The sequence below is a fragment of the Leptospiraceae bacterium genome, from assembly GCA_024233835.1.
Lineage (GTDB): Bacteria > Spirochaetota > Leptospiria > Leptospirales > Leptospiraceae > JACKPC01.
Window position 1 is genome coordinate 32501 of sequence record JACKPC010000003.1, and the last position, 25272, is coordinate 57772.

The window sequence follows — 25272 nt, forward strand, 5'->3', positions numbered from 1 at the left end:
AAAACCAAAGCCAGTTCTTGAAGCCTTTCCACCAAAGAGTTCTGTATTAGCAAATAATGCATTTACTCTTACCGGAAATGCATTAAAGGAACTCTTTCCTCCAAAAATATCGTCTTCAGCAAACCATGCATCTATAAGATTTAAGGCATAAAACCCTAAAAGAGAAAGGGAGGCAGCATAGGTTGCATTCGATGCCGAGTTAGCTGAGTTCAATACTTGCCTTGACTGGGACCAGAGAGCAATAGTCGCAAGACCGTTCGGAGCAAAAAGAAGGATAGGTTGAGAGTTGTTATAAGAATTTTTATAACTTTTATAAGAATTATAGTTACTGTAGGTATAGCTTGCCAGAAGAACTGTTCCAACTCCCATAATCCCCGATCTCCAACTATGCTTTTTCACATATTGCCCGAGACCGGGTAAGTAAGATGAACGCAAAAGAAATTGGGCTTTTAATTTTGTACTATATTTAGAAACCTTTGGTGGCTCATAAATCTTTGTCTTTTTACTTAGGCTAAGAGCTATATCTCCAAATGTTTCTCCATTCGTTTTTACAAATGGTTTTTGTTCCTTATTATTCTTCAATGACCAATCACGAACTCTAATTTCTACATAACTTCTTAGCTCACTAAAAGAAACTACACCATCTCTGTCCCTATCTCCCTTCCCTTCAAGTGCCTCTATTAAATATTTAGTAAAAACTCCATTTTCTTTGTCCTCATAGCTAAACTTTCCCTCACCGGTAGAATAAAAAATGGCAGAAATTTGAGCTCTGTCATAACTCACATCTAAAAGTGGATCGGTGTTACTTCCAACCCCTTTAGCTTCCTGCACCTGCTGCCGGCAAGCATCAAGGATTAGAAGTGATTTCTGAATATTTTTTCTTTTAATTCTATCCAATATCCATTCCACATCTAAAGCCGTTCTAAACTTACTACGAAATCTGGTGTCTGTAGCCAGAAGATAGCCTTTTTTCGTTTTTGGATCAGAAACTCCGTGACCCGAAAAAAAGAAAACAAAGAGATCATTACTTCTTGCTCTTTTAAGTATGAAGTCTATTTTTTCTTCAATATTAATTTTACTCGCATGAAGTGTATTACTCGGGTGATAGCTATCAGTTAGGGTAGCTACATAATCAAATTTGCCATTTTCATGCAAAACTCTGGAAAACTCTTCTGCATCAAACCTGGCTTTTTTTAGATCCCCGATTTCATTGTCATTGTATTTATTTATTCCTACTACTATAGCAAAACGGCGATAACCCTGTTTCTTCTCAAAGCGAAAAACTTTATTTGCCCATTTATTGGGAACAATACGGACTCCGCGAGCTTTGAAAAGTTCATCTTCTTCTTTCCCTTTATCAATTACCGAAGTTTTTTCTGCTATATTTGAAGTTTTATGTTCGGGGATTGTGGCACCTGTTTTACCCTGAGAAGTATTTTTTTCTAAAGGCTCCGCTTTAACAGGTGTATTATTTTCAGGCTTATTAGCAGATGTAGGAAGAATTTTATCTGTAGGTGAATTGACTCTTCTTTGGGAGACTGTACGATAATTTCTTTAGAAACTTTAGTTTCCTTAGTTTCGTTGACTTCCTTATTAAAACCTTCTTTGCTGTTTGTTTGAGCCCATAAACTTACCAGAAGGTAATTTAGAAAAAAAAGAAATAGCATTGTTTTTTTTCTCAATTCTAACATTGCTGGAACTCCAAATTTCAAGATTCTTGTCCTGCTTTAAAATATAGAATTCCTATTTAAGCTACCTTTAACAAGCATTTTTTATATTAAAAATAGGTAAAAAACCTAAAAAGAGAAGTGTTTTGTATATAGTTTTTCTCTTGACCGTAAAAGTTTTAGGAAAGAGTTTATATATAGGAGGATATCCATGAAAATTCAAGTATTTCTAACCAGTTTGTTTTTATTTTTATCGAGTTGCGCGGTAAAACAAGTTACTAATGAGGATTTACAGTGCATGAATCTTAACACAAAGATAATGTGCAATTCGAATAAGAATTGTACCTGGTCAGAGAAAAGGGAATGTATACGAATAGATCAGGATAAAGGAACACGCACCGGTTTTGAAAATGGAGCCGGTACAGCTGGTGCTCGTGGAAACTCAAAAAATATTCGCCATCCGGATGATGAAAAAGAAGATGAACATTTCTAATTAAAAAGATAACAACATAAAGACGCATTGCTATGCGTCTCAAGGAAGTGAATCTTGATGATAACTTCTGAGGATAAATACCAGGAGGTAGATGAGATAACATTCTTTAAAAGTCCGGTTTTATCTAAAGCTTGAAGAACCTACCTGTTTGTCTTTCCTCAATTTAGGCTTTATCCTTAATTTAGGCTTTATTCTTAATTTAGGTAGGACTCTATTTCTTTTTTATTTTCTTAGGACAGTAGTGAAAAACATATGAATTTAAGAAATGCAATAATCCTTTGTCTTTTTTTTAAGATTGTTAATTGTCGATCAATAATAAAGTCAATGGCTGAAAATGCTGAAAAACCAAAAATTGGTGGCCGGGTAGTAATTTTACATAAAGAACCCCGGGTAGGCGATTTTGCTGTTTATAATCACTTTATCCAATCTGAATTTGGTTTCCCCCGGGCAAGACGATATATTTATACGAAAAACTATTAGAACAAGAGAAATTTTTACAATCAATGATAATAATATAGGTATTCGAGAAACTACGACAAAAGTAGGTTCTGCGAAACCAGGTGACCCGAGTTATATACTAAAGGAAAAGTGGTTTTCGGATAAAATATAAAGAAAACGTGGTGTGTGTACGATAATTTTAATATGGAAATCCCACTCAGCGAAGCAGACAGAATCATAATAAAGAAGATCCACAGGACAACGAAGGATAAGAGAATAGCGGATCGTATAAAGATCATTAATCTCCTCGACAGAGGGTATAACTCAATAGAAATTGCAGCAATTTTAATGCTGGACGAAGATACGGTAAGTAACTGGAAAAAGAAATTTATTGAAAGTAAAAATATGGAGGATTGGTTGGCTTTAAATTTTATCCCCTACAAAGGAAAATTGCTGAAAACTCAGCTAATGGAATTGAAAAAATATATATCAGATTCAATTATAATAGATTCAAAACAACTCATCCCGTATATTAAAGAAAAGTTTGGGGTAGCATATTCTGAAAGAGGAGTGAGGAATCTATTAAAACTGCTAAAATTTTCTTACAAACAATTAGTTCGAGTGAACCCTTCAGTAGAACCGGAAATTCAGAATCAATTTTATCAGGGCTTTGAGAGCTTAATCAAGAACCTGGGTAACGATGAAGCTGTTCTTTTTTGTGACGGAGTTCATCCTCAACACAATACGCATACTAGCAAAGCATGGATACAAATAGGTACGGAAAAACATATTCCCTGTAATACAGGGAGACAAAGACTGAATCTTAACGGTGCTTACAACCCTATTTCATCAGAAGTTTTTATAGTAGAGAGCGAAAAAGTTAATACACAATCTACTATTTTATTATTTGATAGAATACAAGCAGAATATAAAGATAAGGCTTATATTTACATAATTACTGATAATGCACGCTATTATCTTAGCCAGGAATTAAAGAATTACCTAAAAGACTCAAGAATCGTTATGATTCATCTTCCCCCGTATAGCCCGAATTTGAATCTGATAGAAAGGCTTTGGAAATTTATGCGTAAGAAGGTAATCAACTCAAAATATTATCCGAATTTCTCAGGACAGGGTGGATTCAGAGAAGCTATACTGGATTTTTTTAAGAATATTCACTCCTTCAAGGATGAATTACAAATATTTATTGGTAAGAAAATGCAAATTCTTTACCCGGATTATCCGAAAACCACTATGCCGTGAGTATATCTTGCGAGGATTTCAATTATGGTACGAAGATTGGGAAATACTTGAATAATGACTATATGGATTTTGGGTTTTTAAACAGGCTCTTAGGGGTTTTATCTCATAGAGTGGGTGTGCAGGACAATGAATAAGAAATAGCTACTATATAAAAATAATAAAATACTCAAATAAGGACAAAGATATGAAACGTAGATTTAAACTTTTATTTATAAAAAGCTTCGCAATTAGTGCAGGAATTACAGCAGGTTTCTTAAGTGTCTCCCTTCTGGCAATCGCTGTAAATAATGTCAGTGTAAAAACCGACTGGACTTCCGGTTCCAGCCTGACATCCACCGAACTGAACAATATCGGTAACGGTATCAATGTTGTCAAAGCAGCTATTGAAGGCATACCGAATTGGACAAAGGGAACAATCACAACAGATGCGGTTTATACCGAGGGCAATGTGGGGATTGGTACAGATACTCCCACGACAAAGTTAGATGTCAATGGTAACATCAACTGGTCCGTCCCCTGGACAGATTTCACCACCTCCACCTTTGCGACTAATGTCACACATTATTCAACCAATCCAGCCTCCTGGCAGAAATGCCAATACCGTAAAATCGGAGATATCGTATATCTCCGGGGTTTAGCAACAAAAACCAGTGGCTTTGCTGCGAATGATTTGATACTGACTTTACCGTCCGGGTTTCGTCCACCATCACCTATAGCGTTTTCTTCGGTAGTCCATTGGGTTACACCCCCATCGGCGAGAGTTGATGTGTCTTCAAATGGTGAAGTAAGGGTGACTTCCGCTGCTACTCATGTGAATCTCGACGGAATAATTTTCAGTACCAATTGAAATGTCATGGTTTAAACTTCTATTTATAAAAAGTCGGAAGATTAAACTTGGAATGATAACAGATGCAATTCGGAGAAGCTTTTTTCTAAGTCTATGTTAGGAAAAAATGATTTTTTTATTGATTTTCCTTAAAATCCTATTTTTCACCATTGCAAAATGGCTACTGGATATACCATAATACAACATATGTATGTTCAACGCTTGATTGAATCAAAATTAAAGGAACTTTTTAAGTATTTTCCGGTGGTTTGCTTGCAGGGGGCAGACAAGTCGGAGAAGTAAAATAAAGTATGGATTTATTGATACGCAATGAAACTCAAGAAGATTACCGACAGGTTGAAGAATTAACAAGAGAGGCTTTCTGGAATTTACATGTTCCGGGCTGTGATGAACATTATTTGATTCATCTAATGCGTAGCCATCCGGATTTTTTGTCTGAACTTGATTTTGTAGCTGTTTTAGAGGATAGAATAGTTGGAAATATAATGTTTACCAAATCTCGTTTAATTAATGAAACAAATCTAAGCATCGATACTATAACATTTGGTCCGGTAAGTGTTTTACCGGAATATCAGAAAAAAGGAATTGGCTCTGCATTAATAAAGCACTCAATCAAAAGAGCTATTGCTGAAGCTTACAAAGTAATAATTATTGAAGGACATCCTTATAATTATTGTAAGCACGGATTTGTAGGTTCGAAAAGTGTTAATGTAAGCAATTCTGAAGGTAGATTCCCATATAGTTTATTAGTTATGGAATTGAAAAAAGGATGTTTACAGAATCATGAATGGAAATTTTATCCCAGCAGTGTTTACAATTTAGATAAAAATGGCATCCATGAATATGATAAACTATTTTCACCCAAAGAGAAAGGCCATAAACCAACACAAGAAGAATATAATATAGCGAGTCATGCTTTTGTCGAATGAGCAAGTATAATACAAAAGAAATTTTTTCTTCATGTATGGAGTTCTGTTCCAATGTCAAACTTCAAGAATGCTTTTACACTAAATGACTGTCAAATCTTTTTTGAAAATCATATGTTGGCGTAATCTCTCCATTTGCTACACTTCGCTAATAACATCAAATCCACTAAAGCTACCTGTGATTTCCAGAGCGATAATGATAACATAGAGTCCCTGGTCTTTGTTTGGCATACAAAAGTAGCTGTCCTGCTTCCCTGAAAAAATAGAACGAAGCCCTACCCTACTATAGGGAATTTAGTTTCCAGCGAAATCCATAGCTGATATAATTCGAACCACAGGTGGGCGGACAAAATACTCCGTATATCCCGGAACGATGATGGATACGCACAAAAGGAGAGGGAACATTGAGCTTGAATAAAGAAGGAGCGGAAACCTGTAATTCAAAAATCAGGAAGTTTAAAAGTTTATTGGAATATTCGGATTCTGTGTAAGGGCTAAAAAAACTCTTTCTCGGATTTTCCAGATCCGGGTTAAACGTAGCCAGAGAAAGCCCTTCCCCAACGGCAAAACTTAAGGCAGACGTTCCGGCACCATCAAAGCGAGCCAATAGAGCTGTATTGAACTCCATGTGTTTTTGAATCCCGCTATGCCAACCCATCTGACCTTCCGCTTCCAGGGAAGTGTTCCAGAGTCTTCTATGAATCGGAACATTCAAAGCCAGAATATTTACATAGTCCTCTCTATATTTCGTTTTACCCTGTAATAAAATCTCTCCAAGGTTAGTATCCGAAAACTTCCCCCTATAATAAGAAAGATCCCAATCTTCAGCGCTAAATACAAAAAAAGGAAATAGAAAGAGAATAGAAAGAAGAAGTTTCATATAGATTCGACCTCCGGTTAATAACCGAAGGTCTTTAAAAAATTGTAGTTCGGTTTATTTCGAGATAAAATGAAGAATTACCCTTCTATCCTCTTTATTTCGAAGCGGATTTGCGAGGGATGTAGCATAACTCTCTCCCCAATTCTTTAGGAGAATTTTATCAGCAGTAACTCCCTGTTTTACAAGATAATCTTTTACAAGCCTCGTACGCTTTATGGAAAGCTTACTATTAAACTCATAAGTACCTTCTGCGTCGGTAAAACCTTCCACAAAAATTCCCCGAATTTTCGCTTTTCCTATGGCTTTTATTTGCTTCCGGATGATTCTTTTCTGCTCTGCTCTCAAAACAAAATTTCCTCTTCCGTATTTCAAATTCACAGAACTCTGTTTATGGGAAGCATCATACACCACCTCTAAATTTCCATCCCCTGCTTCATCTGTACCGAACTCCAGTTCATACTGCACAGAGGCACCTCCGTCGAGATTTTTCTCTTTCCAATAAAAAGCCACCGAGCTATCCCGAATCATTTTTCCATTCCTGGCTGCTGACCAGCCGGAAGAGTATAAATCCGCCCAGTTTCCTACATGCAAAGCAGCCGGCTTTTCCCCCTTAAAAGAAAGAAACGACATCGGTGATCCTTTTTTTAAGCTTTTAAAATGAATCTTACCCTCCAGACTTTTCCCGTTCAGGGTTAAGGATTTCTTAATAGGTGTTTTGCCTGTGTATAGGAAACTGGTATCACTACCGGCCTGCATTAAATCAAAAAGGATATACAGTCCGGTTCTAAGAGGTTCCGCTCCCGTGTTTTGGATGGAATACTTTATTTTTACCGATTTTCCGGATTCGGAACCGGAAGGGAGAATTTCCTGTTTTACGAACAGATCTCCAAAACGATAAACTGTTTCGGAACCTCCTGACTCTTTACCGGTTTGAGGTTTACTGCTAAAACTGGAAACCCTACAACTTCCAGCTGTATAATTACCTGCGTAATGCTTGTCGGAGCGAACAATAAAATGAGATGTAGAAACCGGGAAAGGATAACCGAATAAAAGACTTTTTCCTCCTATCCCGATGGAAAAACGTCCGGATTCCTCCCCTTTACTGACTTTTTTCCCTGATTTACAGGAATCCGATTCTAAAGTAACACCTTCCGGTAAAGCGAAAGCTGATTCTTTTGCTTCAGAACCACCTTCTGTTGTAGAACGATCCTTGCTCTCATCATTTATTACAACATCCTCTTTTACTTCCTTTACTTCCTTTACTTCTTCAGTGCCGGAAGCTTTTTCCAGGAGTTTTACGACTTCTTTTTGTTTGGTATCATCTTTGAACTGATCTACCCAGGGCTTAGCTTCTTCTTTGGGTAGTCCGAGTTCGTTAATTAAGAGCTTTCCTACTGTATAGTTTTCCGGTTTTTCGAGATTTGCCTTAGCTACCTCTACCGCACTTTTCCCATCTTTTGTTTTTAAATCGGGGTGCTCTTTTAAAACTTTTTTAACAAGTTCCGGATCACTCGTTTCAATGCTGGATTCGAGGGGAGTTTTTCCATCTACCGTTTTCTCATTTACTTTGTGTTCTTTAAGTATCGGCTCCAGCTTCCTCTCTACGAGTTTCTCTTCTTCTACTTCTTTCTTCTTCTCTTTTTCAATGTAGTTTTTGACGTAGGTGATTTCCTTGAAAAAAGGAGGAAAGGAATCTTTACCACAGGCCTGGTCATATTCCTGAATATATAATTTCAATTCCTGAGCATCATTGATTTCTTTTGCCGCTACTGCATGGCTTAATCTGGCAGAAATAGGCTGACCATTATGGTCTAAAAAGGCTACATACTCGATTTTTTCGACCGGATGCTTGTATATGGCCTTTTTGGGGATTATACTCTGTTCCAGGGCTCCAAAATTCGGGCAAACCCCGGTCATTGCATTTTTTAAAGCCGCTTTCATAAGGGACTGACAACTAAAAGAAAAAAGTAAACCTATAGCTAGGGATAATTTAAGTTTATACATTTTTGGTACCATATATTTAGAATTAGAAGCTAAGAGATAATATGCAATCTCTCATTTTGAGAAAGACTTCAAGGCCTCTTCTAAAGTATCGTATATTTCAACAGCTTCCATGAAATTAGACCATCGAAATATTTTTTTTATTTTTTCTGAGAGATTAATAAATTTTAAATTATAATTAAACTGTTTTTGATGGGAATATTCGCCAACAAGCACACTCAAGCCGGAAGAGTCTATATAAGAAACATTCTCAAAATTAAAAATAATTTTGTTTTTTTTTGAACTATGTAAAGTTTTCAGCTGTTTACGTAAGAAGGGTGCTGAATATAAATCAATATCTTTACTCAGTGTTACAACCGTTATATCTTTATATTCCTGCAGTTGTATATCCATTGTAATCCTATAAACCCAAATGCACCCAAAAGCTCATCTACAGGCAATTTCTTCTGGTTAGTTTCAGGTGTTTAACTGTTTATTTTGAAGAATCTCCTGAAGCAGGTAAAAAAAACCGCTTGAAATACTTTTTTTATTGTATCGTTAAAAGTTCAACAGAAAAAATACCTAATAAGGGGTTAATTCTTATAATTTTATGGAGCATAATTCAGAAAATACGCAGGAATCTATAGATGAATCAATTTTTCAAAGTTTAAAATCTACCTTAGAACAATTTCAAATTATCATTCAGGTAGATGCTTATTCTTTTATTATTCAGATTGATTCTAAGATTCAATATATAGATTCTACCATCAATTTTAGCAAAAAACAGCAGACTCGATTCCTCGAAGGTCTTCAAGAGGAAAATATAAGTAAGCTCTTAAAAAAGTCTAATTTTTTTTGCTGGAATAAAGACGACAAAACAAATCCTTTTATGCCCTATTTACCGGAATCCCTGCAATTTCAATCTTATTGTCTCATCCACCTTATAGAGAAAAAATTTGTTATTTCTCTATTGTTCTTTTCTAATAAAATCAATTTTTTTAAAAACAAAGAAAGTTACTTATATCTTTTTATTAATTCCTTACGAGTAAAATTTTTAGAAAAAGAAAAATTAGATAAAGAGAAAAATATTCAGTCTCTGGAAAAAAGACTAAGGGAAGAAATCTCTAAACGGGAAAGTCTGACACAGGAACTAAAGCAAGAAATTACGTTTCATGATAAATCGGTAAAAGCATTAAACGAAAAAGAAGCTATTTACAAAATCATCTTCGATAAGAATACCGCTATAAAATTATTAGTAGAACAGGATACCGGCCATATTATTGATGCTAATTTGGCAGCAGAACATTTCTATAAGTATAGCATCCCCGAATTACAAAAAATGAATATCAAACAACTTGATATTTCTTCAAACCTGCCCTTATCTCATGTTTCCAGCAACAAAGAGGTATCAGAACAGGAATATATTACCTGTAAACACCGAATCAGAAATGGGGATATTAGGGATGTTGAAATCTATTACAGTCCGATGCAAATTCAAAACATTAGCTTTTTATATTGCATTATCCATGATATTACAGAAAAGAAAAAAGCAGAAGATGCTCTAAAAAGCTCAGAAAAAAGGTTTCGTACTATAATAGAAACAGCTAATGAAGGAATTATGCTGATAGATGAGAAAAGTATTATTCATGAGTGCAATCCCAAGTTAGGAGAAATCTTTGGTAGGGATATCAAAGACATTATCGGTAAAAGTATACTATCTTTTTTAAATTTCGACAACCAGAAAATTGTTCTGGAACAATTGCAGAAACGTAGAACCGGAAGACAGGCTCACTATGAGTTAACGATTACCCAACCTTCAGGTATTCAATTACATTGTTCTGTAAATGCCTCTCCTCTTTACAATGAGGACAAAGATTTCTTAGGCTCCTTTGCTCTTATTACAGACATCACAAGTAGCAAACTAACTGAAAAAAAACTTCTACACAGTGAAAGAATGTTTCATAGTTATTTCGAGCTTTCTATCATCGGAATGGGAATCATTTCATCTGAAGAAATTTGGCTTGAAGCTAATAAAAAGTTATGTTCTATGCTCGGTTATGAAAAAGAAGAATTATTAAAACTCAGTTGGAGAGACTTAACATTTCCAAGAGATTTAATCTTAGAAACTCCATATTACAACCGAATGATACAGGGCAAAATCGATGAATACAGTCTGGATAAACGCTTTATCTGTAAAGATGGAAAAATTATTTTTACGATCATGTCCATAAGGTGTATAAGGGATATAAATGGAAAAATTGATTACCTAATTACTCAGATACTCGACATAACCGAAAGAAAAACTCTGGAAGAAAAATTTAAACAATTTATAGAATACTCCCCGGATCCTTTAATTATTATAAATCAGGATGGTATGATTAGCCTGGTTAACAACCAAACTGAAGAACTATTTGGATACAAGCGAGAGGATATTCTCGGAAAACCTATAGACATTATCATTCCTCAAAGAATTAGGGAAAAACACAGACAATATGTGCAGTTCTATTTTCAAAATCCAAGACCGAGAATGATGGGAAGCGGAAGAGAGCTCACTGCCTTACATAGCAAAGGTTTTGAATTTCCTGTTGAAGTCAGCCTTAACTATTTTAAGTCCAAAGACGAAACTCTTGTATTAAGTACAATTCGTGATATAACAGAAAGAAAGCAAGTCGAAGATAAACTTCGGGAAAGTGAATTTAAATTAAAAGAAGCTCAAAGCATTACCAATATCTGCAACTATGAATTTGATATCCGCACAGGAGAGGTAAAGTGGTCAGAACAGGCCTTCAAGATTTTTGATATAAACGAAAAAGAAGAAATCCCTTCCCTAAAAGAAATTAATGCCTTTATCCATCCGGAGGACAGAACTCAGGTACAACAAAATATGGATATAGTAATTAATGAAAAACTTCCACTAAATCTGGAATACAGAATCATTACCCGAGAAAATAAGTTAAAATATATCCATAGTATGGGAACACCTATTATTGATGAAAAAAATCGATGTTCCGGAATTTTTGGCGTATTAATTGATATAACAGAACGTAAACTTTATGAAGAAAAACTCTTAACGAGATACAAGTCTGAAAAGTTTATATCCAGAATCTCATCAAACTTGATCAACATAAATCCCGAAGAATTTACAAAAGAAATTAGCCATGTATTTGAAGAGTTAGGGCAGCTTTTAAATGTTGACAGAATATACGTGTTCCTGTTTCAGGACTCAAATTCTTTTAGTTTAGAAAGCCACTGGAAAAATAAACACGCAAAAGCAATTCCAAATACTTTAGAATTTCCTAATAGTTTATATAAAGAAATTCTTCTTATACTAAATAACCTGGAAATTATCAAAATCATTAATATGCAAAAAAAAATATTATCAGGAACCTTAAAACAATATTTTTTTCCTGATACAGTCTCTACAATACTCGTCCCCATGGTTGAAAAGAAAAGAGCTCTGGGCTTCTTAGGAATCGATACCGTCCAGGAGAAAAAAATTTGGGAAGAAGAAGATGTTGAGTTACTAAAAATTGTTGCCAGTGTTTTTGTAAATACTCTGTCCAGAACAAGAGTACAGGTAAAACTCAGGGAAAGTGAACAACTATTCCGAACTCTTGTGGAAAGTACACAGGATTACTCCATCATCATGTTAAACAACGATGGCTATATCAATAGCTGGAATACGGGAGCCGAAAAAATCAAAAACTATAAATCTGAGGAAATATTAGGAAAGCATTTTTCCATATTTTATTTGCCGGAAGATACAAAAAATCGTGTTCCAGAAAAAGAATTAAAAACTGCAGAAAAAGAAAAACATTATGAAAATGAAGGCTGGAGGGTAAGAAAAGATGGAACCCGCTTCTGGGCTAACTCCATCATCACTCCTCTTTATGATTCAAATGGCCATCTGAACGGTTTTTCAAACGTAACCCGTGATATTACCGAAAGGAAAAAATCGGAAGAGAGACTCAATGAACTGCTTCGAGAGCGAAACATTATTTTAGAGAACGTAGATGTGGGAATAGCTTTCTTGAAAAATAAGAAGTTTATCTGGGTCAATACGAAAATGGTAGAACTTTTTGGTTATCATATCGATGAAATTAAAAATAAAGGTTCTGAAATTCTCTATCCGAGCCGTGAAAATATAATTCAATCCGGACGAGATCCCTACCAGGTTTTATTAGAAGAAAATATATTTAATAATGAAAGAATGATGAAGCGAAAAGATGGTTCTTTATTTTGGACACATACTATCTGGAAAAATGTAGATCCAAATGATTTTAGCCAGGGAACTATCTGGATCTTGGAGGATATAACAGAAAGGAAGCGTGTCGAAGATGAATTACGAGAAAGTGAACAAAGATTTCGAAACATGGCGGACAATGCACCCGTTCTTCTTTGGATGTCGGGTTCAGATGGAGGTGTAAATTATCTAAACAAAACCTGGCTCAGTTTTACAGGAAAAAGTTTTGCTGAAGAAAGCGGTTTTGGCTGGATGGAAGGATTACATTCCGATGACTATAGCTTTCGAAAAAAAACCTTAGAAGAATCTTATGTTTCTCGTAAAAGCTTCCAGGTAGAATACAGACTTTTACATCGCTCCGGAAAATATCGCTGGTTGCTTGATAGTGGGGTTGCACGTTTTACCCCGAACGGAAGTTTTATTGGCTTTATAGGTTCCTGTTTGGACATTACAGATTTAAAAAATTCGGAAAGAGAATTAATTCATGCCAAAGAAATTGCAGAGGAAGCAAATAAAGCCAAATCGATTTTCTTATCCAACATGACTCATGAATTGAGAACTCCTCTCAATGCTATTTTAGGATTTTCGCAAATACTAAAACGAGATGAAGAAATTTCTCCCAAGCATAAAGGTTTTATAGAGATGATGTACAATAGTGGGAATCATCTCTTAACTATTATAAATGATATACTGGATCTTTCAAAAATCGAAGCCGGGCATATGGTTTTGGAAATGGAAGCATTTTCCATTCCGGAAGCTATTAAAGAAGTTATGAATATGTTCTACTATAAAGCCGGAGAAAAAGGTTTAAGTCTCCAGGCGGATATTGCAGAAGACCTACCTGATGAAGTAATTGCAGACGTTAAGCGAATTCGTCAGGTATTAATCAATCTGGTAGGAAACGCCGTGAAATTTACAAGTAAGGGTTCTATCGAACTCAGAGTAAAATACAGAAAACTACCCGGACAGGATGGAAACAAGTATATAGAGGCTTACTTTTATGTAATCGATACAGGACGGGGGATTCCGAATGAAGAAATAAAAAGAATCTTTCAACCCTTCCAACAGTCTTCTTCTCAACATTCTTCCGGTACCGGTCTTGGTTTATCCATATCTTCTAAACTGGTCAAGATGATGAAAGGAGATTTGAAAGTAGAAAGTAAACTCGGTCAAGGAACCACCTTTTCCTTCTCTATTCCTCTTTTAGTAGGAGATACGCAGTATGGAATCATAAAAAAAGAACGCTATTCTCCTGTAATTGGTTTCAAAGGAGAGAAACGACCTAAAATCCTGATAGTAGATGATATATTAAATAATAGACAAACTTTGAGTATTCTTTTGAGTGATGTAGGATTCGAATGTATCCAGGCTGAAAATGGTCAAGATGCTATAAAAGTTGTAGAAACAGAGAGACCGGATCTGGTTTTTATGGATTTAAAAATGCCTCTTTTAAGTGGCGAAGAAGCTACAAAAATCATTAGACAAACAGAATTTGGTAAAAGTCTTCCCATTATTGCTCTGACTGCCAGTGGTTTTAATCGAAAAGATGACTTTTTAAAAGAAAGTCAACTATCAGAATATCTCGTTAAACCATTTACAGAGGCTGAAGTGTTCAATTCTATCCAAAAATTTTTAGGTTTAGAGTATATTCGAAGATTAGATAATACTGATAATCCGGGAAGAGGCTCCAAAGACATAGAAACCATCATGAAAGAAGCTCTCGATATGTTCCTATCCTTAGAAATAGAAACAAGAAAGGAACTTCAAAAAGCAATACGTTCTCAGGATAGAAAGGCGATTATTAATATCCTCGAAAATCTTCACTTCTCAGAATCCTTTCATGAAGAATCCAAGATGATTTTGATTGATAAAGCAAAAAGTTATCAATACGCTTTTCTATTAGAACTTTCTAAAAAAATAACAAAATAATCAGCGGGCATTTGAGATTTATTCTAAATGCCTTTTTAGTCCCCTCGCAGTACAAGAACACGTTTCCCTTCAAATGCTATCCCGTATTTATGGATTGTTTTCACACCAAGCTCTTTTAGTTCTGTCTCATATTTTAGATTCTCTATCTGTTCAAGGGCAACATGGCAGGCCTGTTCAAGTGTTTCCTTGCGATTCTTCCGAACCCGCTTAAACTCAAGAATAGCTCCGGCTAAGGATGATTCTTTTGGTAAAAGTAGAATATCATAACGTCCATAGCCACTCTCCCTGTTGGACTTCAAACTGTGTGTTTCACTGTGTATTAATAGTCCGAGAACAAAAGCATGGTAGACCTTTTCTGATTCTTCTTCAGGAACATCATAATAGCTGATGTATTTCAAAACGAAGTCCTGTAATATATCTTCAAAAACCTCACTATCTCCTAATAGAATAGCTTTTATTAATAATGAAATGTTTATTACACCTATAGTATCCGTAAACCACTCAGAAACAAATTTCCTGTAAATTGTGCGAACTTCAAGGTTGGGAATCGTCAGAAGATACTCAACTTCATCACCCTCTCTTTCCGGTAAAATCTTTTCTACTACCTTGAGATAACCAGTGAAAAATAAAAAACTCCACAGGGCTTCACTACTTCTGTTAATATCTGAAAAGGTTATATAACTATTTATACTTTTTTGAATAGGTTTATCTTCTAATAAACTTTCCAGCTCACTTTTCACCGCTTGTGAAGAGCGAGCCAATAGATGGTTGATAAGTGTATTACGAGAAGTGTTTATCCAGTAGGCCTGAAAGCCTTCCGAGTGCTTGTCTATATAATTAATAATTGACCAGGGATTGTATATGTCCTGCTCCTTACCTATGACATAGCCATTATACCACTTCTTCACCTCAGAAAAACTATCCTCCAGATGATAATCCTGTAAAAATTGTTTGACTTCTCCTTCAGTAAAACCAAATTTATTGGCATACTTATCACTTAACAGAGTAGCAATATCCGGGTTGTTCAAATCTGAAAAGATATTCTCCCTCGTAACTCGCAATATCCCTGTGATTACTGCTTTTTTTACATGCGTATTATCTTTAAGACCCTCTCCCAAAAAAGTCCTGAGAAAATCGACAATCTCTTTATAAAATCCGTTTTCATAGGCTTCATGAACCGGCGTATCATATTCATCTATGAGTACTATTACTTCTCTTTCATAGTAGTGAGATAAATACAGGATTAGCTTTTGAAGTGCCTTTTTATACTTTGTACTACTGGCACTTACATCAACTATTTGTTGAAAATCTTTATTATCAATCCCCTTCAAAAAATTTGTTTTTACCAGATAATCGTGATTTTTATATTCCTGAGCAATCGTTTCTTTTAAAAGTTCATAGCATTCCTGCCAGTTGCCGGCCTTCGCTCCTTTTAAATTGAGGAATATAACCGGGTAACTTCCCTGATGCTGCATATACTCATTTCCCTGCCTACTAATGGCCAAATCCTGAAATAATTTCCCATTATTTTGCGGGGACCTAACTTTCAACACACTCGGTGATTTCGGAATTTCTGCTTCAAAAAAATACTTGAGCATGGAAAGATTACAGGTCTTCCCAAAGCGTCTCGGCCTGGTGATAAGAGATATATCTGCTCCTGAGTCAAGGATTTCCTTAACCAGAAGGGTTTTATCAATATAATACTGACCCTCCTGGATGATTTTACCAAAATCACTATTGCCTATCGGTATTTGTTTGAGTCTTCCGGTCATATTTCTCCAAGAATAGCAAATCTCAAAAAGTTGTCTATTGAAAAAGCAAATAAAAAAGCTAGGAAATAAATATAAAACTTATTTCTTTTAGCATTCTTGTATTATAGGGAATTTTTAATTTGAATTACGGAAGAAATGAGTTTTATCCAGTCTTCTCTAAGCTTCTTATAGTAAGAAGGTTTTTCAAAAGCTATAGATTGAATGGCCATCCCTCTCAGAGAAAAGATGGTTAAATTTAAAATAGTTTCAATCGGAAAATCCGGATGTGTAGATATGAAATGTTTTTTCCAGGCCTCATTCATAGACTTATGAAATTTCTCTAATATAGGTGCAACTTTTTCTCTAAGCTCTTCATCGGTTCTACATGCCACATTAAATTCGAGCCAGATATCCCTGTGCCTGCCCGTATAAAATGTAGTCCAGATAAACTGGAAAAGAGCTTGCAGAGGGGCTTTCTTTCCTTTCATTTTTTCAGCCAGCTCCTGGGTTGTAAAAATTGCTTCTTCTAATATAGTTTCCGCAGCGGCAGCTACCATATCTTTCTTGTTCTGAAAATGGTGCTGCCAGCCCCCCTTCGAAACACCGGCTTTCTTTAAAATTTCAGAAAGGGAAGCTCCGTGATAACCATATTCTTGCAGACTATCTAAGGTCGCCTGAATCAACTTTTCGCGGGTTTCTCTACTTTTTTGTTCCTGCGTTTTTATTGTTTCTATCATCTTAACCCGTAAATTTTCGCTTAAAAGCTCTTCCTACAAAACGAAGTTTGTCCTCTACCGGAAATTTACCCAGAACGGTTTTTACTACTCCGCTCGTAAAACGAGTTCTTTTGCTATAGTCTATGTCTACATTGACTATGACAGGTTTATTTTCTTTTGCGACCTTCAAAGCCGAGTTAATCTTATCTGCAATTTCAGAATTTGAAGTAATACTTATATACTCAGCCCCTGTAGCTTCAGCAATACCGGATAATTTCACGTCTCCTAAAATGGTACAGGTTTTTCGATTGTAAGGGATTTCCTGACCCTGAGAAATCTGGGAGAGTTCTCCATCACTGAAAACAAAATAACAGACTCCCAAGTTATTTCGGCTGGCAGTAATAATTTCCATACAGGTCATGAGAAAGGCTCCATCCCCCACAACTCCTATTACCTGCTTATCCGGATTGACGAGTTTAGCACCAATTGTCGCCGGAACACAATAGCCCATACAGTTAAAGTCAGTCGGGCTAATATACTGCCCTTCTTTCAAATTTTGAAATAATTCAGCGAAGAGAAATGTGTGATTACCATCGTCAACGACCGTTATAGCGTCCTTTTCCAGACCGGAACGCAGGGCTTCAAAAAAGAGGGCCGGATTTACCCTATCTGTTCTGTGTTCCTTCCATTCCTGTAGATAGTCCTTTTTATCACGAGCAATTCGCTCCCGTATAAGACGTCCTTCTTTTTTTATACTGATTTTTTTTAGTTCTTCTAAAAGTAAGGAGAGAACTTCTTTTGCATCTCCTTCTATATTAATCTTACCCGTATAGTTCTTATTAAAAACTTCCGGGTTAATGTCGATGTGGATTAAGTTTTCAGGAACTCTCGCACCAAAACTTCCTGTGGGAATTTCAGAAAAACGGGTTGCTACAGCTAAGAGACAGTCGCAATTTTTAAATGCATTCTCGGAAGCAGGAACAGAAGCCCGGCTAAAACCCATGCCTGTGTGCAGGGGGTGTTCCCCAGGAAAAGAACTCAAACCCTGCAAAGTGGTTGATACGGGAGAGTGCAAAAGTTCAGCGATTTCTATTGAATCGTCCTTGGCTTTTCTTGCCCCCCAACCGAGAAAGATACCCGGATTTTTTGAGTTTAATAATAATCTTGCGGCTTCTTCAACAAGACTCTTCTCTATCTGAGGATTCCGGCAAGTAGGAACTATGTAACTATCCGGTCTTGCTGTTTCTCCTTCGAAAAGTTGTATGTTTACAGGAACCTCAATAAAAACGGGGCCGGGTTCTCCGGATATAGCCAGGCGATAAGCTTCAAAGATAGTAGGAATAATTTCACTGTGTCTTTTTATAACATAGGTTTTCTTGGTAAGACCCGCAAGGAGTTTTTCCTGATCCAGCTCATGAAGTTGATAACGATTGGAAGTATCTCTACGAATTCCTCCTGAGAAGATGAGCAGGGGAATCCCATCTAAAAACGCTTCTCCTATTCCGCTCATGGCGTGGGTGATTCCGGCTGCCGGAACGGTTACAAGTACCCCTATGTCTTTTGATGTCCGGCTAATGGCATCGGCCATAAAAGCAGCACCTCCCTCGTGTGTAACCAGGATAGGTTTTAATTTATTCGATTTTCCTAATTCATCGTATAGTTCCGTATTATGAACCCCCGGAATACCGAAAGTAAAACGGACAGGTAATTGTTCGAGTGCATAGGTGACAAGCCAGGCTCCTGTTTTTTTCATATTCTTCTCCTTAAATTATTTTTCCTGTAATACTACGAGAGGCAATTCGACCGGTTAAAACGCAGCTTCCGAGAAAGGTTCCTTCCAAAGATCCTTTTCCGTGTATTCCTCCACCACCGAAACCGGCGGTTTCTCCTATTGCATAAAGACCCGGAATCGGGTTTCCCTCCCGGTTTAATACCCGGCTTTGCAGGTCAGTCTGAATTCCCCCGAGACTCTTTCTACTTAAGATAAACTCCCGAATAGCAATAAGGGGATAAGCTTTTTTGTCGTCTATCTTCTGAAATTTACAGGTACGAATTTTATCTCCCCTGTAAGTTCTAAAATTTGCAATACGTCTCAATTGTTCCTCATTGAAATAGGCTTCTCCTCTATCGATCTGAGCATCATACATGTGTATATCTTCTTTGAAACCTTTTGCATCAATCTGAAACCCGTTTATGCTTTTTTCATTCATCTTTTGAATCAACTCATCTAAAGAATGAGCTAAGATAATATCTTTACTTTCCTTAGAGAGGCGCTTAATTAGTTCTTTATTACCAAATAAGACATCATTTAAAAGCTTTAGCTTCTTCTTATATCTAAAAGCCGTCATGTAATCCGAACCGGAAACGGCCAATTCTTTAATAGCAATTTTATAATTCAGTACCTGCCAGGAATACTGGGCCTTTGATTTGGAAATTTGTTCGACTACATAGCGGGTGTCTGTATAGCCCATAAGAGGTAGCGGACCGAAGCGCCTGCCTTCTGCATCCATCCAGAGAGCCGAGCGGGGAGGAACGAGACTTAAGCCATCATTTTCTTTTTGTGCTTCCGGATGATGAATTCCGGCAGCATAATGCCATTGCTTATCCAGATGGGTAAGCCTTGCTCCCTTAGCTTCTGCTTCTTTATGTAATAAACCATCTGCGAATATATGAGAACCGTTTAATAACGTTTCCGGTGCTTTTCCCCAGTCTTTATACCAGTGGGTTTTCACCATAGAAAGGTCTCCACCACAGATTCCACCGGAAGCGAGGATTACATTCTCTGAGTTTGCCTCAAATTCTTCTTCAGAACCTTCCATTCTACCGGCACAACCTGTAACTGCATTATTGCTGATAAGCAGTCTTTCTACCCTGTGATTAAAAAAAACCTGTAAGTTATCTCGTTTCGGATGTGTTTTTAGATACAAAAGAACCTGTTCGATGAGACTATGCCCCGTACCCCAGGTAATGTGCCAGCGGGGAACCGAATTACCCGGCCTGAATAAGCCTCTTTCCGGCCAGTTGACGAGAGGAAGAAATTCTACTTTTTTAGCTGTTAGCCAGTCATAGATAATTTCCCTGGATTTATCAACATAGAGCTTGGCCCAGCTGAGAGGCAAGTCGTCATTATCTGAAAAGTCTGCAAAGCTTTTCCAGTCAGATAGGGCAAGTTCCGGGCTATCCTTTATGCCGAGTCTTCTTTGCAGGGGGGTGTCGACAAACAAAATACCACCAAAAGATTTCTTAGCCAGCCCGCCAAAATTTTCTTCTTTATCCCTGTCGAGTAAAATAACCTTTTTGCCTGCATCCAAAAGTTCTATGGCAGCACTGATACCGGCAAAGCCTCCCCCTGCAATAATAACATCCGCTTTATATATATTTTTTTCGCTCTTCATTTTTACCCTCAAATAAATACCGACCGAACGGTATCTTTTTTATTTTGCAGGCCCATCTGTTATATGCAAGTATTTTTTATTTGAGTAGATAGAAAATTTGCACATTCCGAATTGTATTTAGTTATAGATAGGACATCGATAGCTCAATGCCTTTTCTTAGAAAAGTCTCGTATTTATTTCTATAAATAGAATTCAGGTTTTTAGTTGACTTTTCTAAAAGTTTTCTTATTATTCAAAATCTACTGAATCGGGGGAATTTATTGGAATTTATCTCAACAACCAAGCAGGCCATACAGGCAGAGAGGGACAAGAATTACGCCAGAGCGTTTAATCTTTATAACGAAGCCATGAAAACAGCCAGAACGGATGCTACCCGTGTAAAAATTCAATCCAGGAAAGCCTGGTGCTTGCACCATGTCGGAAACCACCGGGAAGCCCAGGAGCTTTTTCATACCCTGCTTTCCGAATTTGGCACAGAGCCCCAATCGTATATCCTGTATTCAACCTACATGATGAAAACCGATAGACTGAAGCAGGCAAGAAACACCCTGAAGAAGGGAGTCGAGCGTTTTCCCCACCATCTCGAAATTTACCTTGTCCTGGCTTCTTTAATGAAGGACACTGACCGCTCAAACGAAGCCATAGAAGTCTTGAAAAAAGCCCTGTCTATGGATTATCTCACCCGCGGGAATGGAATCGAAAGAAAGGACATCTGGGCCGAACTGGGTTATTTATACTTTGAAAGAGGGAATTACAACTCCTGTATTGTGGCATTAAAGAAATCCCTTCGTTTGTCGAAAGAAGGGGAGTTTTTACATTATGACCTTCTGGCCAAAGCATATTTAAAAATAAATGACCCGGCCAGTGCTATGAAATTCATTGAAATGCGACTGAGATTCTTCGGAGACTATGACCCGGAAGACCTGGTCATTAAGGCCCGTGCACACGCAAGACTCGGAGAACATCAATATGCAACTGCAAATCTTTTACAGGCTTATGCCATAGAAGATTCCCTTTCTCTCAAAAATGAAGACATGGTGGATTTTTCATTCCTCGTTCAAAGTGGATTTTTTGATACCCTCGAACATTTCGAGTTTGAAGAGAATTGAAATAGGCGAATCCTCGATGGTTCGCTTATGCTTAAAGAGAAACTCTCGGCTTTTTTAAAGGGATACCATTTTTTCTTGTCTTATTGGGCTTATCTGCCAGTATATGTGTAAAAGTATAATTCTAATAAGAAGAAGGTGTTTATGGGGAGTATAAAAATTCAGGACAGGTTTTTAAAAGGTTTTATTGAAAAAGAAACATTAAATACCCAGTTACAGGCCGCTTCCAAAGCGAGGGAAATCTTACATGCAGGTTCGGGAAAAGGCTCTGATTTCCTGGGCTGGGTAAATCTGCCTTTTCAAATTGATTCATCCCTCCTGCAAGATATAGAAGCCGATGTACAAAAGCTAAAAGCTCACTCAGAATATCTTGTAGTTGTAGGAATTGGCGGTTCCTACCTCGGAGCCAAAGCTATAATCGAAGCGAATTCCAAAGTCTTTGAATCTTCCTCTAAGGGGCTTAAAGTTCTTTATGCCGGGCATCATCTTGACTCTGATTATCACGTCCAGCTCCTGGATTTTTTAAAAGATAAGGATTTCTCGGTAAATGTCATTTCTAAATCCGGCACAACTACCGAACCCGCTCTCGCTTTCCGTTCTCTTTTAAACCTTTTACAAAAAAAATATGGAAAAGATAAAATTCAGGATAGGGTTATTTCTACTACGGATGCCAAAAAAGGAGCTTTGAAAAAGCTTTCCGATGAACTGGGTTTTAAAACATACGTAATTCCCGATGATGTGGGAGGACGTTATTCGGTTTTGACACCGGTAGGTTTATTACCCATTGCTGCTGCCGGAATCGATATACGCGGGTTTGTAGAGGGTGCGAAGTCTATGGCCAAAGAACTGAAAGAAACCCATCGCCCGGAAAATAATTTGGCCTGCGTGTATGCAGCCTACAGAAACGCTCTCTACCAATCCGGTAAGAAGGTAGAAATCCTGGTAAACTATAATCCCGCACTTCTTTACGTTTCCGAGTGGTGGAAGCAACTATACGGAGAAAGTGAAGGAAAAGATGGAAAGGGAATTTTTCCTGCCAGTGTAAACTTTACTACAGACCTGCATTCTTTGGGTCAATATATACAGGAAGGAGAGCGTTTCCTGTTTGAGACGGTTTTGGAAGTCGGAAGTCCAAAGGAAGAGCAGAGCATTGAAGAAGTTGCCGGGGACCCGGACGGACTGAATTATCTTTCCGGAAAAACTCTGTCCTATGTGAATTCTCGTGCGATAGAAGGAACCAAGCTGGCTCATTACGAAGGGGGAGTTCCTATCATTGAAATGTCTGTTCCTTCTTTGAATCCGGAAGTCTGCGGAGAACTGGTATACATGTTTGAATACGGCTGCGGAGTTTCGGGTTATATGCTCGATGTGAATCCTTTTGATCAACCGGGCGTAGAAGGCTATAAAAATAATATGTTTGCCCTTCTCGGTAAGAAAGGTTATGAAGCGATGAAGGCTGAAGTGGAAGGTAAATTAAAAAAACTTTCTTAAACATTGCATCCCGCAACCGACGAATTGTCGGTTGTGGAAAAAGGAGAATCGTATGCCGGGTCTTATTCTTTTTTTCTTAATTGCTACTTTGCTAAATTTCCCTGTTTTTTATTATTTTTGCAGGAAGTTAGAGATTAAGCGCTACATTTATATTGTTCTTACGGCTTTCGGTTTTTATATTGCAAACGCCGTTTTAATGACAGGCTATGTGGTTCTTACCGGTATAAAAACGGCTTCATTTGAAACACTTCTTGAATGGGTAGGTGGTTCGGCCTGGATAATGCTGGTGTTCTTACCTTATTATACACCTCTTATATTCGGAGTATCCTATATACTATACAGATACTGGCAGAAAAAAGAAGCAGAAAGCAGAGAATAACCTACTCCCGGATTCGAAAGGAAAAACAGAGAGGATAATGATCTGAACTTCGAATATCAAACAACACTTCCTGTTCTTTGACTTCGAGTTCTCTTGTAAAAATATAATCCAGGACAAGCCGTCTTTTATCATTGGCAAAATTCACCTCATTTAATTGAGACTCAAGACAATTAGCAACAAGAATTTGTTTTCGCTTCGGATTCCAGGTATTAAAATCTCCGGCTAAAACTACAGGCCCTTTATGCTGTTGTATCAGATGAAAAATCTGGTCTATTTGCTTCTGGAATGATCGGTTTAAGCGAAAATTAATCAGATGAGTATTTACTATCAGGAAGGGCTTGGTCGATTCCATAATCCGGTAATAAGAAAAGAGAGAAGATTTGGGAGTCAATAAAAAAGGCTCTTTAACAGGACCGTGCAGGTTAATGGAAGAAATATCGCTAATATCGGAACCAATCAGGATTCCGTAGGAATTGCCGGCAGGGCGGAAATGAAAACTCTCTCCGAAAGTCCATTGCATTTCCCTGTTATAGGCTTCGAGAATGGCTTTGCGATGATTCAGTTTAACTTCCTGCAATAGGAAAAGATCGTATCGCTCTTTCAATTGCTTAAAATCAGAACTCCAGTTTCTCTTTTTGCTTTTGAATATATTCCAGACGATTACCCGGTATTCCTTTCCCGGAACAAATGAGGAAGAAGAAGACTTCCCCAAGCGAATCACATTGTCAGTCGAAGTATTTTTTGAAAGCGCCAACATAAAAGCCCCAGTTTTTAATCTACCAGTTGCCTGGCTTGCAAATATCCCCTGTCCTATTCTATATAAGGAAATGAAAAAGAAAAGTTGAAATTTCTTTACTTCCTGATTAAAAAAATCATAGTTTAGAGAATTGTCCCATGTACAGCCTAAAACACCTTCATTCTATAGATGCAGAGAAACTCAAAGACCTTGTGTTTGCCGGGGAAATTTTATGTATAAAACCCTGTGCAGAAAGTAAAGCCTTTGTTCGCTATGCCTACAATCACTTAAGAAAAACTTTCGTTCCTTATTCTCCCCGAAAGGCTGAGTTTTCCTTATCCGATGCTTCTCATTTTCAATTGTCACAAAAATTAAAAGAGGATTTTTCCAACTCAAAAGATTCCTGGTTTTATATACAAAACATTCTTTCCGTCTTAAATTTTCAGCTTGGAGACCTATTTTTTGACATACCCAGGCTGCGAATTCTCAGCACAAAGGCCCATTATATTCCCGAAGCAGAGCCTGCTTTTTATCTGCACCGGGATAGCTGGTATGCCAACCCAAAAGCTCAGTTGAATTTCTGGATTCCCCTTCATGATATGAAATATGAGACGTCTTCCTTTTCTTTTTTTCCGGAGTATTTCCAAAAAAGTATTCAAAATCAATCCTCAGAATTTCAATATTCCTCCTGGAAGAAGAGCGGAGGTTTTCAGGCCATTTCTCAGGAAGGGAGGATTTATCCCGGTTTTTTGGAAGCACCGGAAGGCTCGTTTGAACTCAAGATATCCTGTTCCAAAGGCTCAATTCTCGTGTTCTCCTCCTCGCATTTGCACGGAACGAGACCGAATCATTCTTTGAAGACCCGTCTGAGTCTTGATTTTCGCGTGGTAAGTAAATCGGACTTCGAGTCTAAAAAGGGAGCTCCGGATCCGGATAATGAATCGAAGGGAACTGCTCTTCTGGATTATCGCAACGCTGTTAGCTTTCAGAAATTTTTTCTCGTATAAATTTAATTCTATTTGTCAGAAATCT

18 protein-coding genes (1 of these 18 running past the window's edge) are annotated in these 25272 nt (G+C 37.2%); 9 read left to right on the top strand and 9 right to left on the bottom strand.

Annotated features, from left to right (window positions below; translation table 11 throughout):
• Positions 1–1503, bottom strand: partial view of a caspase family protein gene (locus H7A25_14685; GenBank protein ID MCP5501147.1) — the 5' portion only. 21 nt of this gene lie to the left of the window's left edge; the window shows 1503 of its 1524 coding nt (coding positions 1–1503); it begins with the start codon at positions 1501–1503; the stop codon falls past the left edge of the window.
• Positions 1504–1878: 375 nt separating this feature from the next.
• Here H7A25_14685 and H7A25_14690 point away from each other — a divergent pair, with 375 nt between their 5' ends.
• The 4 genes from H7A25_14690 to H7A25_14705 all read left to right on the top strand — a co-directional run bounded on the left by H7A25_14690 (position 1879) and on the right by H7A25_14705 (position 5637).
• On the top strand, positions 1879–2160 hold the full coding sequence (locus H7A25_14690; protein ID MCP5501148.1) for a hypothetical protein: 282 nt from the start codon (positions 1879–1881) through the stop codon (positions 2158–2160).
• 642 nt (positions 2161–2802) lie between these two features.
• On the top strand, positions 2803–3861 hold the full coding sequence (locus tag H7A25_14695; GenBank protein MCP5501149.1) for an IS630 family transposase: 1059 nt from the start codon (positions 2803–2805) through the stop codon (positions 3859–3861).
• A gap of 184 nt (positions 3862–4045) precedes the next feature.
• Positions 4046–4708 (top strand): hypothetical protein, encoded by a 663-nt coding sequence (locus H7A25_14700; GenBank protein MCP5501150.1) that lies wholly within the window; start codon positions 4046–4048, stop codon positions 4706–4708.
• A 290-nt stretch (positions 4709–4998) separates the two neighbouring features.
• Positions 4999–5637 carry an N-acetyltransferase gene (locus tag H7A25_14705; GenBank protein MCP5501151.1) on the top strand — a complete coding sequence of 213 codons (639 nt, stop codon included), beginning with the start codon at positions 4999–5001 and terminating at the stop codon, positions 5635–5637.
• A 280-nt stretch (positions 5638–5917) separates the two neighbouring features.
• On the opposite strand, the gene H7A25_14710 is transcribed toward H7A25_14705, so the two are convergent.
• The 3 genes from H7A25_14710 to H7A25_14720 form a co-directional block, all read right to left on the bottom strand.
• On the bottom strand, positions 5918–6514 hold the full coding sequence (locus tag H7A25_14710; protein MCP5501152.1) for a hypothetical protein: 597 nt from the start codon (positions 6512–6514) through the stop codon (positions 5918–5920).
• A gap of 54 nt (positions 6515–6568) precedes the next feature.
• Positions 6569–8455 carry an OmpA family protein gene (locus H7A25_14715; GenBank protein MCP5501153.1) on the bottom strand — a complete coding sequence of 629 codons (1887 nt, stop codon included), beginning with the start codon at positions 8453–8455 and terminating at the stop codon, positions 6569–6571.
• A gap of 114 nt (positions 8456–8569) precedes the next feature.
• Positions 8570–8908, bottom strand: coding sequence for an STAS domain-containing protein (locus H7A25_14720; protein ID MCP5501154.1), 339 nt, complete (start codon positions 8906–8908; stop codon positions 8570–8572).
• Positions 8909–9104: 196 nt separating this feature from the next.
• On the opposite strand from H7A25_14720, the gene H7A25_14725 reads away from it, so the two are divergent.
• A complete protein-coding gene (locus tag H7A25_14725) occupies positions 9105–14666 on the top strand; it encodes a PAS domain S-box protein (protein MCP5501155.1) in 5562 nt (1853 codons plus the stop codon).
• A gap of 35 nt (positions 14667–14701) precedes the next feature.
• Here the strand turns inward: H7A25_14725 and H7A25_14730 are convergent, their stop codons facing one another.
• The 4 genes from H7A25_14730 to H7A25_14745 form a co-directional block, all read right to left on the bottom strand.
• Positions 14702–16438, bottom strand: coding sequence for an AAA family ATPase (locus H7A25_14730; protein MCP5501156.1), 1737 nt, complete (start codon positions 16436–16438; stop codon positions 14702–14704).
• A 101-nt stretch (positions 16439–16539) separates the two neighbouring features.
• The gene (locus tag H7A25_14735; protein MCP5501157.1) at positions 16540–17154 is read right to left on the bottom strand and encodes a TetR/AcrR family transcriptional regulator; all 615 of its coding nucleotides are present in this window, start codon (positions 17152–17154) and stop codon (positions 16540–16542) included.
• A 1-nt stretch (position 17155) separates the two neighbouring features.
• Positions 17156–18886 (bottom strand): thiamine pyrophosphate-binding protein, encoded by a 1731-nt coding sequence (locus H7A25_14740; GenBank protein MCP5501158.1) that lies wholly within the window; start codon positions 18884–18886, stop codon positions 17156–17158.
• Positions 18887–18896: 10 nt separating this feature from the next.
• Positions 18897–20528 carry an FAD-binding dehydrogenase gene (locus H7A25_14745; protein ID MCP5501159.1) on the bottom strand — a complete coding sequence of 544 codons (1632 nt, stop codon included), beginning with the start codon at positions 20526–20528 and terminating at the stop codon, positions 18897–18899.
• Positions 20529–20875: 347 nt separating this feature from the next.
• Here H7A25_14745 and H7A25_14750 point away from each other — a divergent pair, with 347 nt between their 5' ends.
• The 3 genes from H7A25_14750 (at position 20876) to H7A25_14760 (ending at position 23504) form a co-directional block, all read left to right on the top strand.
• Positions 20876–21637 (top strand): hypothetical protein, encoded by a 762-nt coding sequence (locus H7A25_14750; GenBank protein ID MCP5501160.1) that lies wholly within the window; start codon positions 20876–20878, stop codon positions 21635–21637.
• Positions 21638–21778: 141 nt separating this feature from the next.
• Positions 21779–23125, top strand: coding sequence for a glucose-6-phosphate isomerase (locus H7A25_14755; GenBank protein MCP5501161.1), 1347 nt, complete (start codon positions 21779–21781; stop codon positions 23123–23125).
• 52 nt (positions 23126–23177) lie between these two features.
• The gene (locus tag H7A25_14760) at positions 23178–23504 is read left to right on the top strand and encodes a hypothetical protein (protein MCP5501162.1); all 327 of its coding nucleotides are present in this window, start codon (positions 23178–23180) and stop codon (positions 23502–23504) included.
• A gap of 1 nt (position 23505) precedes the next feature.
• Here the strand turns inward: H7A25_14760 and H7A25_14765 are convergent, their stop codons facing one another.
• Positions 23506–24261: an endonuclease/exonuclease/phosphatase family protein gene (locus tag H7A25_14765; GenBank protein ID MCP5501163.1), complete on the bottom strand. Its 756-nt coding sequence runs from the start codon at positions 24259–24261 to the stop codon at positions 23506–23508.
• Positions 24262–24398: 137 nt separating this feature from the next.
• Between H7A25_14765 and H7A25_14770 the strand changes: the two genes are divergently transcribed.
• Positions 24399–25247, top strand: coding sequence for a phytanoyl-CoA dioxygenase family protein (locus H7A25_14770; protein MCP5501164.1), 849 nt, complete (start codon positions 24399–24401; stop codon positions 25245–25247).
• The last annotated feature ends 25 nt before the right edge of the window (positions 25248–25272 follow it).

Coding starts and splice junctions, on each gene's coding strand:
- H7A25_14760 (MCP5501162.1), top strand. CDS start 23,178: ATGCCGGGTCTTATTCTTTTTTTCTTAATTGCTACTTTGCTAAATTTC.
- H7A25_14770 (MCP5501164.1), top strand. CDS start 24,399: ATGTACAGCCTAAAACACCTTCATTCTATAGATGCAGAGAAACTCAAA.
- H7A25_14765 (MCP5501163.1), bottom strand. CDS start 24,261: ATGTTGGCGCTTTCAAAAAATACTTCGACTGACAATGTGATTCGCTTG.
- H7A25_14725 (MCP5501155.1), top strand. CDS start 9,105: ATGGAGCATAATTCAGAAAATACGCAGGAATCTATAGATGAATCAATT.
- H7A25_14695 (MCP5501149.1), top strand. CDS start 2,803: ATGGAAATCCCACTCAGCGAAGCAGACAGAATCATAATAAAGAAGATC.
- H7A25_14705 (MCP5501151.1), top strand. CDS start 4,999: ATGGATTTATTGATACGCAATGAAACTCAAGAAGATTACCGACAGGTT.
- H7A25_14690 (MCP5501148.1), top strand. CDS start 1,879: ATGAAAATTCAAGTATTTCTAACCAGTTTGTTTTTATTTTTATCGAGT.
- H7A25_14715 (MCP5501153.1), bottom strand. CDS start 8,455: ATGAAAGCGGCTTTAAAAAATGCAATGACCGGGGTTTGCCCGAATTTT.
- H7A25_14700 (MCP5501150.1), top strand. CDS start 4,046: ATGAAACGTAGATTTAAACTTTTATTTATAAAAAGCTTCGCAATTAGT.
- H7A25_14750 (MCP5501160.1), top strand. CDS start 20,876: ATGAAAACAGCCAGAACGGATGCTACCCGTGTAAAAATTCAATCCAGG.
- H7A25_14735 (MCP5501157.1), bottom strand. CDS start 17,154: ATGATAGAAACAATAAAAACGCAGGAACAAAAAAGTAGAGAAACCCGC.
- H7A25_14745 (MCP5501159.1), bottom strand. CDS start 20,528: ATGAAGAGCGAAAAAAATATATATAAAGCGGATGTTATTATTGCAGGG.
- H7A25_14755 (MCP5501161.1), top strand. CDS start 21,779: ATGGGGAGTATAAAAATTCAGGACAGGTTTTTAAAAGGTTTTATTGAA.
- H7A25_14730 (MCP5501156.1), bottom strand. CDS start 16,438: ATGACCGGAAGACTCAAACAAATACCGATAGGCAATAGTGATTTTGGT.
- H7A25_14740 (MCP5501158.1), bottom strand. CDS start 18,886: ATGAAAAAAACAGGAGCCTGGCTTGTCACCTATGCACTCGAACAATTA.
- H7A25_14710 (MCP5501152.1), bottom strand. CDS start 6,514: ATGAAACTTCTTCTTTCTATTCTCTTTCTATTTCCTTTTTTTGTATTT.
- H7A25_14720 (MCP5501154.1), bottom strand. CDS start 8,908: ATGGATATACAACTGCAGGAATATAAAGATATAACGGTTGTAACACTG.